We start from the raw sequence: 17,274 nt of genomic DNA on the forward strand, positions 1-17,274 counted from the left end.
ACCTCGGTGCCGGGCCGAGTACGACACGCATGAGCGAGACGACACTCGACGTCCGGGACGTTCCGCCGTCCGAGCGCCACCCGAAGATCCACGACGCCTTCGAGGAGCTGGACGCCGGCGACGTCCTGACTATCGTCAACGACCACGAGCCGAAACCGCTTTTCTACGAGTTCCAGGCGGAAGTCGAGTCCTTCGACGCCGACGGCTACGCCGTCGAGGAGCGCGGGCCGGGCGAGTTCGCCGCGCACTTCCCGAAGGAGTAGCCGCCACACACCCCACCCGTTCTTTTCGTCCCCGATAGCGACGTGGAGCGCCGCGTCAGTGCTCCAGCACCGCGTCGAGGACCTTGCGCTGTGCCGCCGCGAGGTGCTCGGTGAACGTCGAGGGGCTGATGTCGAGCGCGTCCGCGACGTCGTTCGCGTTCGCGCCCTTCGGGTGCTCGAAGTACCCCAGCTCGTGCGCCGTCCGCAGGACCTCGCGCTGGCGCTCGGTCAGCCGGCTCCGGTCGACGAAGACGGGATCGCTCGACTCGCCGCCCTCCGAGCGCACGAGCTTGCGGAGGCGCACGCCGCCGAACTCGTCACGCAACTCCGCGACGACGTTCTGGACGGTGTCGAGCGACGCCGTGTGAAAGGAGAGCGAGAGCGTCCCCGCCGCCGCGCGCACGTCCACGACCGGGGTGCCGAACGACTCGACGCGGTCGCAGACACAGCCCCGGTCGCGCGCACGGCGGATGCGATAGACGTGGCCGGTGTCGTGTTCGGCGACCTCGGTCGCGTCCCCCGGTTCGGGGAGGGCGTGCTCGGCGGTGAACTCCTCGGCGATGCGGCCCTCGTCGTCCGTCACGGACGCGCGCGTCACGGACGAGATGGCGGTGGCGTCCGTGGAGGCGTCCGCGACCGGGCACGCGCCCGGATCGCCGACGTCGAGTTCGACCCAGAGTTCCGCGCTCATACGTGGGCCTTCTGCGTCGCCCGGGATGGGCCCAGTCCCGAACGTGTTCGCCTCCGGGCGCTACGGGTGGACGGTGCGCGCGAGCCACGTCTCGGGGTTCTGCCGGCGCACCTCGAAGCGCTCGGGCGCGTCGCCGTCCGCGAGGTCGCCGAGGAACGCCCGGACGGGCGTCGGGTCGCGGTCGCTCGCGACGACGAACTCCTCGCCGGCCTCGAGGGCCCCGAACGCGTCCGCGACCGCGTCGCGGCGCTCGTCGGCCGGAACGCCGCGAAGGTCGACGCCGCTCTCGGGGAGGTCGACCGACCAGACCGCGTCGTAGCGCTCCTCGACGGCGGCCGCGAGGTCGGCGACGGGGTCCGGTATCGCGGTCGGCGTCGGCGTCTCCTGGAGCGCGGGCGTGAACGGGAGGCGCGCGAGCGCCGTCGTGTCGAGGCGCTCGGCGGGCGGGGTGTCGCCCGCGAAGAGGTCGTGGTCGTGGTCGCAGCGCTCGCAGGTGAACCCCGCCATGTTGACGGCCGTCCCGAGCACCGGAACGTCGTTCTCGCGGAGGAGCTCGACCGTCTTCTCGGTGTCCGAGAGCGCGGAGTGGAACGGCGTCGTGACGACGACGGCGCCGTCGAGCGACACCTCCTGTAGCGTCGTGAGCACCACGTCGCCCGTCCCCGGCGGGAGATCGACGACGAGCGTGTCGGTGTTCGTCCACGCGGTGTCCGCGAAGAGGTCGCTGACCGCGTCGTGCGCCATCGCGCCGCGCCACGCGAGCGGCGCCCCGTCTGAGAGCAGGCCGACACTCATCACCTCCAGGCCCTCGGAGCGGACGGGGCGCGGGGCGCCGTCCTCGGTGGCGTGGACCGGCCCGGAGACGTCGAGCAGCGCGGGGACGTTCGGCCCGTGGATGTCCGCGTCGAAGAGCGCGACGTCATCGCCGTTGGCGGCGAGCGCGCAGGCGAGCTGCGTCGCGACGGTCGACTTCCCGACGCCGCCCTTCGCGCTCGCGACGGCGATGACGCGCTCGAACGCGTCGGTCCCCGTCGCCCCCGGGTCGCTCGTCGGCGCCGCCCGGCGGACGGTGACCGAGTCGACAGCGGGGACGTCGCGGACGGCGCTATCGACGGCGGTCGTGACCTCCCTGATGGTTCCCGCGTCGAGCGTCGCGGCGTCAAGGCCGACGCACGCGACGCCGCCGTCGAGCGTGGCGCGCTGGACGAGGCCGGCGTCGATGACGTCCACGTCGGCGTTCGGTTCGCGCACCTGCCGGAGTGCGGGTTCGAGGCGGTCGTCGACGGCGGTCGCGTCGTCGCGCGTGGTGTCGTCTGGGGTCATAGGTTCGGGCGTCGGTTGAGTCGGTCGTCGCTGGTCGTATCGTCGGTGTCGCGCTCGCTCGACTGGACGAACTGCCGGCGGAACCGGCCGGCGTCGACGTCGAGCGCGTTCGCGGCGGTCTTCGCGACGACGCCGACGTCGTCGCGGGCGAGGTCCTCGAGCGCGTCGGTGGCGCGCTCGTCGTCGATGCCGCCGAGGAGGTGGGCGACCCACTCGCGGACGCGCTCGCTGTCGTCGGCGGCGGCGTCGAGGAGCGCGGGGAGCGCGGCCTCGCCGCGGAGCTTGAACAGCGAGACGAGCGCGTTGCGCCGGACGGCGTGGTGGGGGTCGTCGAGCGCGGCCTCGAGGCGCTCCGCGTTCGCCGCGCGGTCCACGTGGTCGAGCGCGACGAGCGCCTCGGCGCGGACCCACGGGTCGTCGTCGTCGGCCGCGTCCCGCGCGACGGCGTGCGCCGTCTCGCCGCCGAGTTCGCCGAGCGCTTCGACGGCGAACTGCCGGACGTCGGCGTCCGAGTCGTCGCGGGCGGCGTCGGCCAGCGCCGCGACCGCAGCGGCATCGAACGACCGGTCGGCGAGCGCGAGCGCGGCGCGACGCCGCTCCGTCTTCGTGCCCTCGCGGAGGTCCGCGACGAGTCCGTCGTGGCCGGCGTCGGCGACCGGGTCGGTGTCGGCGGCCGTGAGCTCCCCGGGGTCGGCCGTGCCGATGGTGACGTCGTCGCGGCTGACCTCGATGTCCTCGAGCGCCTCGATCTCGGTGTCGAGGCCGGGGCTCCGCTCGGGGTCGAGCTGCGGGTCGGCGGGGCCGTCCGGGTTCGGGTCGGCGAGCCCGGCGTCGTGCTCGTGGTCGTGGCCGCCGCAGCCACAGTCCCCGCCGCAGTCGTCGCTCATGTCGCCTCACCTCCGAGGAGGAGGGCGACCCCGAGCGCGGCGGCGAGCGCGCGCGACACCGTCACGGGGACGGCGGCGACGCAGAGCAGGAGCGCGCCGCACGCGGGGACGAGCGCGCGATGGCGGGCGGTGGCGACGGTCGCCGCCGCGAGGCCGCCGAGCCCCGCCGAGAGCGTGCCGAGGGAGGCACCGACCGCGCCGCCGCCGACGAGCGCGATTGCGCCGGCGACGTAGGGCATGCTCGCGCCGGCGGCGTGAACGACGCCCGCGAGCGCGATGCCGAGCGCCCAGTCGAGCGCGCGGGCGTCCGCTGCGAGGCCGGCCGCGACCGCCGCCGCGAGCGTGAGGAGCGTCCCGACCTGTCGGCCGGCGGGCGACGCGACGCCGACGCTCGCGGCGAGCGCGACGATGAGCGCGGCGACGGCGAGGGCCGCGAGGAGCGGGCGGCCGAGGAGCGGGACGACGCGCGTCGGGCGAGCGCGAGCGAGGCGGCGCCACGCGACGATGGCACCGGAGAGCACGACGCCGGCGGCCGCCGGAGCGTACGTGGCGTCCGCGACGAGCGCGAGCGGCGCGAACACCGCGAGACCGAGGAAGGCGACGCGCTCGACGCGGTCCGTCGCCGCGAGCGCGAACCCGAGCGCGGCGAGCGCGGGGCCGAGCGTGCCGACGACGACGGCCGCCTCGTGGCCGCCGGCGAGCGACGCGAGCGGCGACCCGGGGATGTTGCGCGCGACGCGGAGAGCGAACGGGACGGCGGCCGCGAGGAGCGCGACGACCGCGAGCGCGGGCCGCCACGCCTCGTGCGTGCCGTCCGTCCGCTCCAGCGCGGCGGCGAACCGCGTGGGCACGGCGGCGCGACTCACGGGACCTCACCCCGCTCGCGGCGCTCGCCCAGTTCGGCGGCGTCGGCGGCGACGAGCGCGTCGAGGAAGCGCCCGAGCGTCCCGTAGACGCCGGTGTCGTACTCCGCGTCGAGCGCGTCCGCGACCCCTTCGGCGAGGACGCCGAGGTGGCGGTCGAGGAAGTCGAGGCGGGCGCCCGCCGCGCCCTCGTCGGGGTCGAGCGCCGCGCGTCGCGCGAGGTAGCCCGCGAACGCGAGTTCGAGGCGGAGGTTGTCGTGGTTGTCGCGCGCGTCCTCGTCGACGGAGAGCCCGTAGTAGTCGTAGGCGCGCGCGAGGTCGACGTTCACGTCGCCCCACGAGACGTCCGAGCGGTACTCGACCTCGTAGAGGGGGACGGGCGGGCCGCTCGTGGCGAGCGAGCCGTCCGTGCGGTCCTCGTACTCGGCGAACCCGACGGCGAAGAGGTCGTTGTAGCGCGCGGCGAGCGCCTCGTAGTCCTCGTTCGTCGTGAGCTCGGGGACGTCGACGTCGAGCGCCGTCCGGTCGAGGAGGCGGCGACACGTCACCTCGAACGTCCCGTCGCGGAGGTCGCGGTGGAGGGGTTCGTCCGGGTGCTCGAACGCCCGCGCGAGCAGGCGGTAGAGCTCGCCGCGCGCGGCGGCGTCCGCGTCGAGGTCGGCGGGGTCGATACGGTCGGCTGCGTCCGTCGTGGTGGTGGCGTCGGTGGATGTCATCGGTCTCAGTTTCCTCCGTCGTCGTCTCTGGCTCGCCGGACGCCCTCGATCGTCGTCGCGACGACGAGGACGACCGCGAGACCCGCGATTCCCCACAGGATGGCCTCGTAGGGCGGACCGCCGTCGTCGGGCGCGAACGGCAGGTAGTACCACTCGCTGACGGCCTTGTGGCCGCCGCGCTCCATGTTCGCGCCGTCCCAGGCGGCGAACGCGACGTTCAGGTCGTTCTCGAGCGCGACGTCGGTCCGGTTCTCGTTACTCGCGTGCAGGTCGCGGTGGAAGACGACGGCCCAGTGGCCGTCCTCGTGGGTCGCGTTCGCCGCGACCGTCGCGTTCGCGAAGCGCGTCGTTGTTCCGGGGCCGCCCGCGAGCAGTTCTTCCGTCCCCCCGGTCGCGCTCCACACCCAGACGTTCACGGGCGTGCCCGTCGACCCCATCGAGATGGGCGGGCGAGCGCTCGCGTTCACCGGGAGCTCGATCGCGGCCTTGTCGGGGAACTGCCGCGGGCCGGCGGCCGAGCGGTTCGCCGTCGGGTCCGCCCACTCGAGGCGGACGTAGAGTTCGCTCTCGGTGCGGACGACGCGGACGTTCGCGCGCTCGGCGGTGACGTCCGAGGCGTTCGGCGCGCCGCTCGGCGCGCTCGCCAGCGGCACCTCGACGCTGGAGGTGTTCAGCCACGCGTCCGCCCCGGGGTCGGCGAAGCGCGCGCCGTCGTCGGCCTCGCGCACCGGGATCTCGTAGGCCGGGCGGCTCGCGACCACGGCCGGCCCGACCGCCATCGCGACGAGCAGGGCGGCGACGACCACCGCGACCGCCTGACGGCGGCGCTCAGTCGGCACGGCCCTCCCCCCCCTCGAAGACGTCGAGGCGGTACTGTCGCGCCGGGTTCTGGTCCTGGAGTATCTCCATGAGCTCGCTCTCTCCACCGTTCTCGACGCGCGTGCGGTGGCGCTCGATGGTGTCGAGGGCGTCGTGGACCTGCTCGCCGAAGAGGTCCTCGAGGTAGTTGCGCGGGATGCGCTCGACGTCTATCGTCTCGCCGTCCTCGGAGTGCTGGGGCGGCGCGAACGGCGGGATGTAGTAGACGTTCGGCTGCGTCCGGAACTCCGGGTGGAGGCGGAGCGCGACGCCGTACTCCTCGACGAGCTTGTAGATGGGCCCCTTCGGGTCGTCGAGGAAGCCGACGAGGCGGAGCTGGGTCGGACACTGCTCCGCACACGCCGGCGCGTGCGTCTCGCCGTCCGGACCCTCGCCCTCGACGCGCGGGTAGCAGAAGAGGCACTTCTCCGACTTCTTGCGCTGGGCGTTGTAGTAGATCTTCTTGTACGGACAGCCCTCGACGCAGTAGCGATAGCCCCGACAGCGGTCCTGGTCGACGAGGACGATGCCGTCCTCGGCGCGCTTGTACACCGCGCTGCGCGGGCACGCCTCGACGCAGGAGGGGTGCGTGCAGTGGTTGCAGATGCGCGGGAGGTAGAAGTGATAGGAGTTCGGGTACTCGCCGGCGCCCTGGTCCTCCTCCCAGTTCGGCCCCCACTGCGGGTCCTGCTCTGGTTCGACGTGCTCGCTCTCGCCGGTGAAGAGCGTGCTCTCGTAGTCGAACTCCCACGGCTCGCCGTAGTCCTCGCCGCCGGGAATCTCGCCGACCTGCCGGTCGGTGTGGTCGTCGGACTGCCAGCCGCCGCCGAGCTCCTCCCAGCCGCGCGGGTAGCCCTCGCCGGGCTTCGTCTCGACGTTGTTCCAGTACATGTACTCGCGGCCGCCGGAGTCCGTCCAGAGGTTCTTGCAGGCGATGGTGCAGGTCTGACAGCCGACGCACTTGTTCAGGTCCATCACCATCGCGACCTGGTGGTCGATGCCGTCCGCGATGTCGACGCCGTCGGGCGTCTCCGAAGCCTCCTCGGCGCTCACTGGCCCTCACCTCCCTTCTTGCGGACGTCGATGCGGACGTCGCTGTTCACGCCCGTCGGTCCCCAGTAGTTCGGGGAGAAGGAGAGGTGTTCGCCCGAGTCCGCCGGATACTGGACGAGTTGGGTGGGCTTCATGTACATCGGAACGAGCGCGTTGAAGTTCTGGTGGTCGGGGAACTGGTACATCTCCCACGCGTGGTACATCGTCGCCGACCCCTCCGGGCTCGCCGGGTAGATCTTCGCGACGGCCTCGACCTCCGCGAGGTCGTTGAAGAGGACGACGTCGTCGCCGTCCTCGATGCCGCGCTCCTCGGCGTCGCTCGGGTTGAGGTAGACGACGGGTTCGCCCCGGTTGAGCCGGAGCATCTGCGGGTGGTCGCGCCACGTCGAGTGGATCGACCACCGGCCGTGGGGCGTGTTGTACTGGAGCGGGTAGTCGTCCTGCATCGTCTCCGGGGACTTGTGCGTCGGGAGCTCCTCGCCGAGGTCGAGGAACCAGTCGTGGTCGATGTAGTACTGCTGGCGCCCGGAGAAGGTCGGCCACGGCTCCTTGTCCTGCACGAAGTCCTGCCACGGCGCGTACGCCTCGCCCTCGTCGAGGTCCGACGTCCAGTGGCCGCCGGCCGCCTCGAAGCGCTGGGGCTGCTCGACGATGTCGTCCACCGTGACGTGGTTCTCGCTCTCCTCGGGGTTCGTCTCCTCGGAGTGCTCAAGGACGAAGTCCACGGCCGCGCGGTCCTCGGCGAGCGCGCCGGGCTCGCCGCTGATCCAGTCGCGGACGTAGTCGTCGTGGACGGACTGGAGGTCGATCTCGCGGTCGAACTCGCGGTCGTCGATGGGCTCGACACCGCGCTCGGTGGCGACCTCCTGTATCTTCGCGGCGAGCTCGCGGAAGATCTGCCAGTCCGTCTTCGCCTCGCCGAGCGGCTCGATGGCGGGCGTGAACGGGTGCACGTAGGAGTGCATGTCCGTCATCGAGAGGTCGTACTTCTCGTAGTGGCTCGCCGCCGGGAGGACGATGTCCGAGTAGAGCGCCGTCGAGTCCATGCGGAAGTTGATGTCGACGACGAGGTCGAGCTTCGGCCAGAGCGTCTCCTCGACGGCGACGTTCCCCTTGGACTGGTTGAAGTAGTTCCCCCGCCAGACGAACATCGTCGAGGGGTCGGGGCGCGTGCCGTCCGGGCGCTCGGCGGGGTACATCGGCATCCAGTCCTTCTCGAGGGCCTCCTCGACGCGCGCGACCGTCTCCGGGTCGGTGTTGTCGAGGACGCCAGCGTGGTAGTACGTCCAGAGCGTCGTCGGGACGCCGCGAACGTCGCCGGTGGGGAAGGAGAGGCTCTTCCAGCCGTGCGTCGTCCAGATCTTCTCCTGGCCGACGTAGTGGTCGAAGCCGGTGCCGTTCTCGCCGATGTTCCCGGTGAGCGTGCAGAGGAGCTGGATGGCGCGGTTCCCGAGGTCGTTGTGGTACCAGTCGTTGACGCCCTTGCCGTGGATGATCTTCGCCTTCTCGGCGTCCGCGAACTCGCGGGCGATGCGCTGGAGCGTCTCCGTGCCGACGCGCGTCTCCTCGTGGACCGCCTCGGGGGTGTACTCGGCGAGGCGGTCGGTGAGCTTGTTCCACACCGTCGTCACGGGGATGCCCTCGACGCTGAACTCGGCGTCGAGGCGCGGGTCGAAGTCGAGCGTGATGCTCGAGTCGGCGTCGTACTTGCCGTCGCGGTCGCCGAGCGACCCGGGCGCGACCCGGACGTCGCCCCCCTGATCGCACATGAGGAGCGTCTTGTCGTTCCCCATCCCGACGTCGCTCGCGCGGAGGTACTTCCCGGTGTCCTCGCGGACGAGCAGCGGCATGTCCGACTGCTCTTTCAGGTGCGCCTCGTCGTAGCGGCCCTCCGAGACGATGGTGTGTGCCATCCCGAGCGCGAGCGCGGCGTCCGTCCCCGCCTTCGGACTGAGCCACTCGTCGGTGTGGATGGCGGTCTGGGAGTAGTCCGTGAAGATCCCGACGCGCTTCGTGCCGTCGTAGCCGGCGTCGAGGAAGTACTTCGCGTCCGGGATGCGCGTGACGTTCACGTTCGACCCCCACGCGATGAGGTAGTCGGCGTTGTACCAGTCGGCGGCCTCCGCGTTGTCCGTCTGGTGGCCGTACGTGAGCGGCTCTCCCGGCGGCAGGTCCGAGTACCAGTCGTAGAAGGAGTGACTGACGCCGCCGAGGAGGTTGACGAGCCGACTCCCCGAGGCGAAGGAGACCGGGCTCATCGCCGGGATGGGCGTGAAGCCGCTGATGCAGTCGTAGCGCCCGGCCTCGACCTCGTCGACGACGTGCTCGGCGATCTCCGTGAGCGCCTCCTCCCACGTGATGCGCTTCCACTTCCCCTCGCCGCGCGCGCCGGTGCGCTTTAGCGGGTGCTTGATGCGCTGCTCGGCGTTCACGTAGTCCGAGTAGCACGCGCCCTTGTTGCACCCGCGCGGGTTCGGGTCCGGGAGGTCCTCGTCGAACGTCGGGTAGTCGGCGGCCTGCTCCTCGCGCCAGACCTGCCCGTTCTTCACGTAGACGTCCCACGAGCAACTGCCCGTGCAGTTGACGCTGTGCGTCGAGCGCGAGATCGAGTCCCAGTCCCACTTCTCCCGGTAGAAGTCCTCCCAGTCCCGATAGGGGTAGTCCCCGATGGGGTCGGAGACGACTTCGAGGCCGGTCAGTCCCTCCTCGCGAGCGGCGGAGAGGCCGCTGATGCCGAGCGCGGCGGCCGTCCCCGCGCCGGTGAGGAAGCTCCGGCGCGAGAGGCCGCCGCCGTCGTCGGTCGTGTCACGATCCGTCCGTGGTGCGTCGTTGGTCTCACTCATTGTCGTATCAGTCGTCGGCAGGTCGTTCGTCGACGGTTCGGTCGGCGGGGTCGTCGCCGCGGAGCGCGTAGTAGGTCGCGAGCGCGCCCGCGGTCGGCCAGACGAAGATGGCGATGGTCAGCGCGGTGTTGACGGGGCCGGTGCCAACCCCGAGCAGGTTCGCGAGCAGGTTGTTCATCCCCGCGATGGAGGCGATCATGACCATGAGGACGCCCGCGACGCCGACCGCCGTCGCGACCGGGCGCGCGAGCGGGTCCGCAGTGAAGTGGACGCTCCGCTCCTGGGGCCGGACGAACGGCCACGCGAACACCGCGAGGAACACCAGCCCCGAGAGGCCGACGCCGGCGAGGAACTCCGGGGAGAAGTGGAGGCCGGCGACGCTGAAGTTCAGCCACGTCGGCCAGAGCTTCAGGAAGCCGTAGACCCACATGAGGAACCAGTCCGGCATGATGACCGCCGGGGTGCTCGCGGGGTCGTGCGGGCCGTACTCGGCGACGTTGTGCACGGGGAGGAACCCCGCGAGGAGCGACGTCGTCGCGACGGTGAGGAAGAAGACGACCGCGCTCACCGCCGTCTGGTTCGGGACCGCAGGGAGGCCGATGACGACGTCGCCGTCGTCGCGCTCGACCGTCCCGCGGCTCGTCTCGACGTCGTCCTCGCGCGCCGCCTCGGTGTGCTTCTGGTGGACGAGGATCGCCATGTGGAGCGCGATGAAGCCCGCGATGAGCAGCGGGACGACGAAGACGTGCAGGAAGTAGAGGCGCGGAATCGAGGTGTTCGTCGGGTAGTCCCCACCGAAGACGAGCTGCGCGAGGAAGTCCCCGAGGAGCGGGATGGAGCTCGCGAGGTTGAACCCGATGGACGTCGCGGTGGTCGCGAACTCGTCGAAGGGCAGCGAGTAGCCCGTGTAGGCGGCGAGCATCGCGAGCGCCGCGAGCACGACGCCGACCGCCCAGTTCGCCTCCCGGGGCTTCCGGTACGCGCCCGTGAAGAAGACGCGGAGCATGTGGAGCGCGATGGAGGCGACGAAGATGTGGGCGGCCCAGTGGTGGAAGCGCCGCACGAACATCCCGAACGGGACGTCGTAGGTGAGTTGCAGGACGGAGGCGAACGCCCCGGGGAGCTCCTGTCCCTGGTACCGGACGACGCTCCCGTGGTAGGTGACGGACTCGATCGACGGGATGTAGAAGAGCCCGAGGTACGTCCCCGTGAGGACGAGGACGACGAAGCTGAAGAGCGCGACTTCGCCGAGGAGGAAGGAGTCCTCCGCCGGGAACGACTTCCCGAGGTAGGGCTCGAACACCTCCGTCTCGAAGCGCTCGCCGACCCACGCGGTGAGGCGGTCCATCGTCACTCACCCCCGGCGCCGACCGGCGCCTCGAAGTCGCCGATCGCGATGAGTTCGCCGTTCTCCGTCTGCGTGATGGGGAGCTGGGGGAGCGGACGCGGCGGCGGCCCGCCGACGACAGCCGCCCCCTGCGTCGGGTCGTACTTCCCGAAGTGGCAGGGACAGACGAGCGGGTTCTCGTCCTCGCCCCCGACCATACAGCCGGCGTGCGTGCAGACCTTCGAGTAGGCGGCGTAGCCCTCGACGACGGAGTCCATCCGCGTCTCGCCGCCGTACTCGCTCTCCTCGTAGCGCACGAGCACCGTCGGTGCCTTCGCGATCCCGGGGTGCGTCGCGGGGTAGACCGTCATCCCCTCGCCGTAGTCGAGCGCCTCGGTCGTCACGCGGTTCCCGTCGCCGTCGACGAGGTGGACGCCCTCCGAGTAGATCGGCCCCGTGTACTCCTGCTCGAAGACCTCCGTGAGGCTCGCGACCGGCGCCGCGAGGCTCCCGACGGCCGTGAGGCCGCCGACGGTCGCGAGCGCCTGCGCGTAGCGCCGCCGCGGGAGCGATCGCCACGCCGCCGTGAAGATGCTCGGCGACACGCTCTCGCCCCCGTCGTCGTGCGGGCACGACTCGCAGGCGTCCGATTCGTCGTGGTCGTCGTGGTCATGGTCGTGATCTGATCGGGTCATGCGCGATGGCTCCGTTCCTCCGCGACCTCGACGTGCGGCATGAACCACGCGTAGTAGGCGATCGTCGACCCCGCGAGCGAGAGGAACATCCCCGCGAGGTAGACGCCGAAGAACTGCGTTCGCGCGATCGTGAGGTACTCGCTCGTGAACAGCGCCGCGAAGACGATCGCGAGGACGGTCAGCCCGCCCATCGCGACGAGTCCGGTGACGTCCTCGCTCGGCGCGTGGTACGCCGCGATCCATCGGTTCTCCGTCTCGATCCAGGGGAACGTCGTCCCCTCGTCCGGCGGCGTCGACGACTCGCCGTCGGCCGGCCGGACGAGCCGGTCCATGAACCGGTGGGTGGCGACGAGCGCGACGACCAATCCGAACAGCGCGATCCAGACGACGACGCCGACCTCGCTCGGCATGAGCTCGTTCGGCGTCGCGACGAACCCCGAGAGGGGGCGGATGCGGGAGACGGACTGGTCGATGGCGATCTCCTCGACGTGGCCGTAGTCGTTGAGCGCGACCACCCACATCGGGACGAGGACCGAGGCGACGAACCCCGATACGATCCCGAGCCGTGTCTTTCGTCTCATGTATTGCTCTCGTTCATCTGCCGCAGTCGCGTCTCGACACAGGAGGAAGTCGACGCGAAACGAGGATAGAGAGGGTCCCCGTATGCGATGGTGTTTTAAGTACCGGGGTGGGGTGATCCGGGGGTCACGATGTCGATGAGGACCCAGACAGCCGGGCGAAATCCGCCTCCGAGAGCGACGCCCCGCAGAGGACGCACCCGGCGGCGAGGAGGTCGTCGCGCATGGCCGCGTCGACCGCGAACGACTCCGCGCACGACGGACAGCGGACCCGGTATTCGGCCTCGGCCATCGGTGCAGGCGGGTACCGGCGTCCGACGCATAGTCGCTCGCCCCCGATATGGCGGGCCACTTTACGGGCCGTGAAAGCCCCCGATACCGTGGTCGGGTCGTGAAGGGCGGACGACGCGTCGATACGCGTGATGTCCATCGCAGACAGCGTCACCGACCTCGTCGGAGAGACGCCGCTCGTCCGCCTCGACTCCGTCCCCGGGACGGTCGTCGGGAAGCTCGAGTCGACGAACCCGACGCACTCCGTGAAGGACCGCATCGCCGTCGCGATGCTCGAGGCCGCCGAGGAGCGCGGGCGCCTCGACGACGGGACGACGATCATCGAGCCGACGAGCGGCAACACCGGCGTCGGCCTCGCGGCCGCCGCCGCGGCGAAGGGGTACGACCTCGTGCTCACGATGCCCGAGTCGATGAGCGAGGAGCGACGCCGCCTCCTCGCCGCGTTCGGCGCGGACCTCGTGCTCACGCCGAGCGCGGGCGGCATGGACGGCGCCGTCGAGCGCGCGCACGACCTCGCGGCCGACGCCGAGGACGCGTTCGTCCCCCAGCAGTTCGAGAACCCCGCGAACCCGCGCGTCCACCGCGAGACGACCGGCCCCGAGATCTGGGAGGCGACCGACGGCGACGTCGACGTCGTCGTCGCGGGCGTCGGGACCGGCGGCACGATCACCGGCGTCGCCGAGCACCTCGTCGAGGAGCGCGGGGCGGACGTCACGGTCGTCGGCGTCGAGCCCGCCGGCTCCCCGGTCCTCTCCGGCGGTGACCCCGGGTCGCACGGCATTCAGGGGATCGGCGCCGGCTTCGTCCCGGACGTCCTCCGCACGGACCTCCTCGACGACGTCGTCACCGTCGAGGGGGCGGCGGCCGAGGAGCGAACCCGCCAGCTCGCGACCGAGGAGGGGATCCTCGCCGGCGTCTCCTCGGGCGCCGCGCTCGACGCGGTCGCACGCGTCGCCGCGCGCCCCGAGCACGAGGACGACCTCGTCGTCGTCGTGCTCCCGGACACCGGCGAGCGCTACCTCTCGACGGACCTCTTCGTCCGCGAGTGACCGAGCGTGACGACGGGACGGATGGCGTCGATCGAGCGGTCCGGACGACCGAACGCGAGGCGATGGCCGCGGCCCTCGACGAGTAGCGCCACGGCCTCGGCCGTTCGGCGGCGGAGCTGACACACGACGCGACCGGCGTCCCAAAGACCCATGCGGCGATGCGTCGAATCGGGAGACGATGAACGCGTGGCAGGACGCGGACGGGCACGTCGCCTACGTGAGTATGGAGGTCGCGATCGAGAACGACGCGAACACGTACGCGGGCGGTCTCGGGGTGCTCGCGGGCGACACGCTCCGCGCGTTCGCCGACGCCGACGTCCCCGCGGTGGGCGTCACGCCGCTGAACGACGCCGGCCTTGGCGAACAACACCTCGAAGACGGTACGCAGACCTACGAGGCCGCCGACTGGGACCCCTCCGCGTTCTTCGACCCCCTCGACGTGAGCGCGACCGTCCGCCTCGGCGACGATACCGTGACCGTCGGCGCGTGGCGGTACGAGGTCGAGACGGCGGACGGATCGGTGCCGCTCGTCGCGCTCGACACCGACCGCCCCGAGAACCCCGGGTGGGCGCGCTCGCTCACCCGATCCGTCTACGGCGTCGGCCTCGACCGCGACGACGCGCTCGCACAGGAGGCCGTCCTCGGTATCGGCGCCGTGCGCGTCCTCGACGCCCTCGACTACGACGTCCACACCTATCACCTCAACGAGGGCCACGCCAGTCCGCTCGTCCTCGAACTCCTGCGACGAACCGGGATCGATCCCGACGCCGTGCGCGAGCGCTGCGTCTTCACCACGCACACGCCGGTCGCGGCCGCCCACGAGGCGTACGACTACGACCGCCTCGACGCGCTCCTCGATCTCTCCGAGGCGCTCGCATGCGTCCGCGAGCGGACGAGCGCGGAGGCCTACCACACCACGCGCGTCGCGCTCGCCTTCTCCCGGTACGCGAACGCGGTCTCGAAACGCCACCAGTGGGTGACGCATGACCTCTTCCCCGACTACCGCGAGCACATCGACGCCGTCACGAACGGCGTCCACGTCCCGACGTGGCTCGGGGAACACGTCGCGGACTGCCTCGACGCCTACATCGACGGCTACCGACGGGCGCCCTCGCGGCTCCGACACGCCACGCTCGTCGGCGACGACGACCTCTGGGCGGCCCACCAGGCGCAAAAGCGCGATCTCCTCGAACTCGTCGCCGAGCGCACCGGCGTCGACCTCGACCCGGACGTCCTCACGCTCGGGTTCGCGCGCCGCGCCGTCCCCTACAAGCGCCCGACGCTCCTCTTCGAGGACACCGACCGACTCCGCCGGATCGCCGCGCACGTCAACGGCCTCCAAATCGTCTTCGCCGGGAAGGGCTTCCCCGGCGACGACGCGGGCGACGCGCTCGTCAGTGAGATCCATGATCACATCGACGCCCTCGCCGGCGACGTGCCGATGGCGTACCTCCCCGACTACGACCTCGAGATCGGCCGGCGAATGACGGCCGGCGCGGACGTCTGGCTCAACACGCCGCGCCGCCCCCGCGAGGCCTGCGGGACGTCCGGGATGAAGGCCGCGCTCAACGGTGTCCCCCACCTCAGCACGCTCGACGGCTGGTGGGTCGAGGGACACGTCGCGGACGCCACCGGCTGGCGCATCGGTCCCCCGCCCTTCGACCCGGAGACGCAGGCGCTCTCCGACGACGAGGAGGACGCCGTCGACGCGACCGCGCTCTACGATCGCCTCGCCGACGACGTCCTTCCGGCCTACTACGCGGACCGCGACCGCTGGCTCGACGTCATGCGGAACTGCATCGCGCTCAACGGCGCTCACTACCACGCGCGGCGCATGGTCGGTGAGTACTGCGCGAGCGCCTACGCGAGTTCGTCATCGGCGTGACCCGCAATGTCGTCCGACGAAGCGCTCGGAGAGCGACGGGGTGCTATCGGGGGGAGGAGCCGTCGAGCGGAGCGCTCGCCGCCTCCGATCACAGCCACGAGAGACCGGCGTTGAGTTGGTCGAGGAACGCGTCTCGGACGCGCGCATCCGCGGGGAGTGCGACGCGTTCGCCCGCTCGTTCGCCGATGGTCTCCACGAGGAAGGGGTGTGCGGGGTCGAACGAGGGACTCGTCCGGATCCGATAGTCGCTGGCGATGGTGAAGAGCGCGGCGTCGAACGCGCGGTGGTGGAGCGCGTTCAACACGCGGACGTTCTCGGGGTGTTCGGCGAGGGCGGGGCGTTGGCCCCGCGGGAGGACGTGTGCGAGATCGAGGAGCGACGCCTCGCGGATCCCGGTGATCGCACACGCGCCACCGTACCGTTCGAACGTCGCGTCGCGGAACGCGTCGCTCACCACGGTGTCCCTCGTCTCGTAGCGACGGACCCGCCCCTGCGCGTCGAGGGGGTCGCCGGTCGGCCACTGTGCGAGTTCGCCGGTCTGGACCCAGCGTCGCCAGACGTCCGGTGCGCGGCTGTCGTCGTTCTGCCGGGCGCGCTCGTGCAGCCACGTGACCGGGACGGATGCCGGTGTGGTCGTCGCGGACGACGGTCACGTAGTCGGCCACCGGATAGATATTCTATCGATATTACTTTGGGTGCCCTCAGAGAACACGACATCGTGTCTCTCGAACAGCAACCCGCGTCATCACTCGCCGACGCCGGGGAACGAACCCTCCACATCGGCGGCGAGCGGCCCATCCGGATCAGCACCGGCCATCGACTCCTCCATCACGACGGGAAGTGCAGTCGGCCCCACGGCCACAACTACGAGCTCTCCGTCGAAGTGACCGGCAGGCTCTCCTCGGACGGCTGGGTCGTCGACAAGGGCGACGTCACGGACGTCATCGACGAGTGGGATCATCGCTTCCTCGTCGAGGCCGGCGACCCGCTCGTCGAGGCCTTCGAGGCCAGCGACGACGCCGACGGTCTCGTCGTCCTCGAACACCCCCCGACGGCCGAAGTGATGGGCATTCTGTTGGAGGAGAAGCTCTACGACGCCCTCCCGGATCGCGTCTCCGATATTTCTGTTTCCGTCCGGGAAACGGCTGAGCTCTGCGCCGGGGGGTACTGATGCCGGTCAACTCGACCGCCGACTCCGAACCGTCGAGCGCGGAGACGTCTGACGGCGCGACGCTCCCGATCAACGAGTGCTTCTACTCGCTCCAGGGGGAAGGCACACTCGCGGGCGTTCCGAGCGTCTTCGTGCGCACGAGCGGGTGCAACCTCCGGTGTTGGTTCTGCGACTCCTACCACACCTCGTGGGAGCCCACGCATGGCCAGTTGGGCATCGACGACGTCGTCGCGGAAGTCGAGTCTCACGAGGAGGCCGACCACGTCGTTCTCACCGGTGGTGAGCCGCTCATCCACGAGCAGTCGGTCGACCTCCTCGAACGCCTCGACGAGTTGGGCTACCACACGACCGTCGAGACGAACGGCACCGTCTATCGCGATGCACCCATCGACCTCGCGAGCATCAGCCCGAAGCTCGCCTCCAGCACGCCTACCGAGACGCGGGATCCGAAGGGCGACGGCGAGTGGGCCGAGCGCCACGACGAACGTCGGATCGATATCGATACGCTCGCGGATCTCGTCGACGCCTACGACTCACAGTTGAAGTTCGTCGTCACCGGCGAAGACGACCTCCCGGAGATCGAGAATCTGCTCGATCGCGTCCGGAACGCCACTTCGACGACGGTTCGCGACTCGGCCGTCCTCCTGATGCCCGAGGGAGTGACGCGCGAGCAGTTAGACGTCTCGCGGAACGCGGTCGCCGAGCTCGCGATGGAGTACGGCTACCGCTACACGCCCCGCCTCCACGTCGACCTCTGGAACGACGCCCCCGGTACCTGAGA

General features: G+C 70.9%; 18 protein-coding genes. 5 read left to right on the forward strand and 13 right to left on the reverse strand.

Going from position 1 to position 17,274, the window contains the following annotated elements:
* The first annotated feature begins 29 nt into the window (after positions 1-29).
* Complete coding sequence (locus IEX91_RS12020) at positions 30-263, forward strand: DUF2249 domain-containing protein (protein ID WP_188879225.1); 234 nt, start codon at positions 30-32, stop codon at positions 261-263.
* Positions 264-318: 55 nt separating this feature from the next.
* Here the strand turns inward: IEX91_RS12020 and IEX91_RS12025 are convergent, their stop codons facing one another.
* From IEX91_RS12025 to IEX91_RS12080, 12 genes are all read right to left on the reverse strand, one after another.
* A complete protein-coding gene (locus IEX91_RS12025) occupies positions 319-954 on the reverse strand; it encodes a helix-turn-helix domain-containing protein (RefSeq protein ID WP_188879226.1) in 636 nt (211 codons plus the stop codon).
* 60 nt (positions 955-1,014) lie between these two features.
* Positions 1,015-2,277 carry a P-loop NTPase gene (locus IEX91_RS12030; protein ID WP_188879227.1) on the reverse strand — a complete coding sequence of 421 codons (1,263 nt, stop codon included), beginning with the start codon at positions 2,275-2,277 and terminating at the stop codon, positions 1,015-1,017.
* On the reverse strand, positions 2,274-3,164 hold the full coding sequence (locus IEX91_RS12035; protein WP_188879228.1) for a HEAT repeat domain-containing protein: 891 nt from the start codon (positions 3,162-3,164) through the stop codon (positions 2,274-2,276). Before IEX91_RS12035 ends, IEX91_RS12030 begins: the two co-directional genes overlap by 4 nt.
* Positions 3,161-4,030: a hypothetical protein gene (locus IEX91_RS12040; protein WP_188879229.1), complete on the reverse strand. Its 870-nt coding sequence runs from the start codon at positions 4,028-4,030 to the stop codon at positions 3,161-3,163. Before IEX91_RS12040 ends, IEX91_RS12035 begins: the two co-directional genes overlap by 4 nt.
* Positions 4,027-4,743 carry a molecular chaperone TorD family protein gene (locus IEX91_RS12045; protein ID WP_188879230.1) on the reverse strand — a complete coding sequence of 239 codons (717 nt, stop codon included), beginning with the start codon at positions 4,741-4,743 and terminating at the stop codon, positions 4,027-4,029. The genes IEX91_RS12040 and IEX91_RS12045 overlap by 4 nt, the downstream gene beginning before the upstream one ends.
* 5 nt (positions 4,744-4,748) lie before the next feature.
* A complete protein-coding gene (locus tag IEX91_RS12050) occupies positions 4,749-5,522 on the reverse strand; it encodes an ethylbenzene dehydrogenase-related protein (protein WP_188879327.1) in 774 nt (257 codons plus the stop codon).
* Positions 5,523-5,571: 49 nt separating this feature from the next.
* Positions 5,572-6,654, reverse strand: a complete 1,083-nt coding sequence (gene narH / locus IEX91_RS12055; RefSeq protein ID WP_188879231.1) for a nitrate reductase subunit beta — start codon at positions 6,652-6,654, stop codon at positions 5,572-5,574.
* A complete protein-coding gene (narG, locus tag IEX91_RS12060) occupies positions 6,651-9,497 on the reverse strand; it encodes a nitrate reductase subunit alpha (RefSeq protein ID WP_188879232.1) in 2,847 nt (948 codons plus the stop codon). Before narG ends, narH begins: the two co-directional genes overlap by 4 nt.
* Positions 9,498-9,504: 7 nt before the next feature.
* Positions 9,505-10,845, reverse strand: a complete 1,341-nt coding sequence (locus IEX91_RS12065) for a cytochrome b (protein WP_188879234.1) — start codon at positions 10,843-10,845, stop codon at positions 9,505-9,507.
* 2 nt (positions 10,846-10,847) lie between these two features.
* Positions 10,848-11,519 (reverse strand): QcrA and Rieske domain-containing protein, encoded by a 672-nt coding sequence (locus IEX91_RS12070; RefSeq protein WP_188879235.1) that lies wholly within the window; start codon positions 11,517-11,519, stop codon positions 10,848-10,850.
* Entirely contained in the window at positions 11,516-12,100 is a 585-nt protein-coding gene (locus IEX91_RS12075; RefSeq protein ID WP_188879236.1) for a hypothetical protein, read from the reverse strand. Before IEX91_RS12075 ends, IEX91_RS12070 begins: the two co-directional genes overlap by 4 nt.
* Before the next feature lie 124 nt (positions 12,101-12,224).
* Positions 12,225-12,389 (reverse strand): DUF7560 family zinc ribbon protein, encoded by a 165-nt coding sequence (locus tag IEX91_RS12080; protein WP_188879237.1) that lies wholly within the window; start codon positions 12,387-12,389, stop codon positions 12,225-12,227.
* Between the two features lie 130 nt (positions 12,390-12,519).
* Here IEX91_RS12080 and cysK point away from each other — a divergent pair, with 130 nt between their 5' ends.
* A complete protein-coding gene (cysK, locus tag IEX91_RS12085; protein ID WP_188879238.1) occupies positions 12,520-13,437 on the forward strand; it encodes a cysteine synthase A in 918 nt (305 codons plus the stop codon).
* A 178-nt stretch (positions 13,438-13,615) separates the two neighbouring features.
* The gene (gene glgP, locus IEX91_RS12090; protein ID WP_188879239.1) at positions 13,616-15,322 is read left to right on the forward strand and encodes an alpha-glucan family phosphorylase; all 1,707 of its coding nucleotides are present in this window, start codon (positions 13,616-13,618) and stop codon (positions 15,320-15,322) included.
* An 88-nt stretch (positions 15,323-15,410) separates the two neighbouring features.
* On the opposite strand, the gene IEX91_RS12095 is transcribed toward glgP, so the two are convergent.
* Positions 15,411-15,776 carry an HNH endonuclease gene (locus IEX91_RS12095; protein WP_229772864.1) on the reverse strand — a complete coding sequence of 122 codons (366 nt, stop codon included), beginning with the start codon at positions 15,774-15,776 and terminating at the stop codon, positions 15,411-15,413.
* 264 nt (positions 15,777-16,040) lie between these two features.
* On the opposite strand from IEX91_RS12095, the gene IEX91_RS12100 reads away from it, so the two are divergent.
* Together IEX91_RS12100 and IEX91_RS12105 are read left to right on the forward strand one after the other, a co-directional pair.
* Positions 16,041-16,493, forward strand: coding sequence for a 6-pyruvoyl trahydropterin synthase family protein (locus tag IEX91_RS12100; protein ID WP_188879240.1), 453 nt, complete (start codon positions 16,041-16,043; stop codon positions 16,491-16,493).
* Entirely contained in the window at positions 16,493-17,272 is a 780-nt protein-coding gene (locus IEX91_RS12105) for a 7-carboxy-7-deazaguanine synthase QueE (RefSeq protein ID WP_188879241.1), read from the forward strand. The genes IEX91_RS12100 and IEX91_RS12105 overlap by 1 nt, the downstream gene beginning before the upstream one ends.
* Positions 17,273-17,274 lie beyond the last annotated feature (2 nt).

This window comes from Halarchaeum nitratireducens, from assembly GCF_014647155.1.
GTDB lineage: Archaea > Halobacteriota > Halobacteria > Halobacteriales > Halobacteriaceae > Halarchaeum > Halarchaeum nitratireducens.

Excerpts from the sequence above, each read along its gene's own strand:
- IEX91_RS12050 (WP_188879327.1), bottom strand. The coding sequence starts at position 5,522 with ATGGCGGTCGGGCCGGCCGTGGTCGCGAGCCGCCCGGCCTACGAGATC.
- IEX91_RS12105 (WP_188879241.1), top strand. The coding sequence starts at position 16,493 with ATGCCGGTCAACTCGACCGCCGACTCCGAACCGTCGAGCGCGGAGACG.
- IEX91_RS12075 (WP_188879236.1), bottom strand. The coding sequence starts at position 12,100 with ATGAGACGAAAGACACGGCTCGGGATCGTATCGGGGTTCGTCGCCTCG.
- glgP (WP_188879239.1), top strand. The coding sequence starts at position 13,616 with ATGAACGCGTGGCAGGACGCGGACGGGCACGTCGCCTACGTGAGTATG.
- IEX91_RS12080 (WP_188879237.1), bottom strand. The coding sequence starts at position 12,389 with ATGGCCGAGGCCGAATACCGGGTCCGCTGTCCGTCGTGCGCGGAGTCG.
- IEX91_RS12045 (WP_188879230.1), bottom strand. The coding sequence starts at position 4,743 with ATGACATCCACCGACGCCACCACCACGACGGACGCAGCCGACCGTATC.
- IEX91_RS12070 (WP_188879235.1), bottom strand. The coding sequence starts at position 11,519 with ATGACCCGATCAGATCACGACCATGACCACGACGACCACGACGAATCG.
- IEX91_RS12020 (WP_188879225.1), top strand. The coding sequence starts at position 30 with ATGAGCGAGACGACACTCGACGTCCGGGACGTTCCGCCGTCCGAGCGC.
- IEX91_RS12030 (WP_188879227.1), bottom strand. The coding sequence starts at position 2,277 with ATGACCCCAGACGACACCACGCGCGACGACGCGACCGCCGTCGACGAC.
- cysK (WP_188879238.1), top strand. The coding sequence starts at position 12,520 with ATGTCCATCGCAGACAGCGTCACCGACCTCGTCGGAGAGACGCCGCTC.
- IEX91_RS12065 (WP_188879234.1), bottom strand. The coding sequence starts at position 10,845 with ATGGACCGCCTCACCGCGTGGGTCGGCGAGCGCTTCGAGACGGAGGTG.
- narG (WP_188879232.1), bottom strand. The coding sequence starts at position 9,497 with ATGAGTGAGACCAACGACGCACCACGGACGGATCGTGACACGACCGAC.
- IEX91_RS12035 (WP_188879228.1), bottom strand. The coding sequence starts at position 3,164 with ATGAGCGACGACTGCGGCGGGGACTGTGGCTGCGGCGGCCACGACCAC.
- IEX91_RS12025 (WP_188879226.1), bottom strand. The coding sequence starts at position 954 with ATGAGCGCGGAACTCTGGGTCGAACTCGACGTCGGCGATCCGGGCGCG.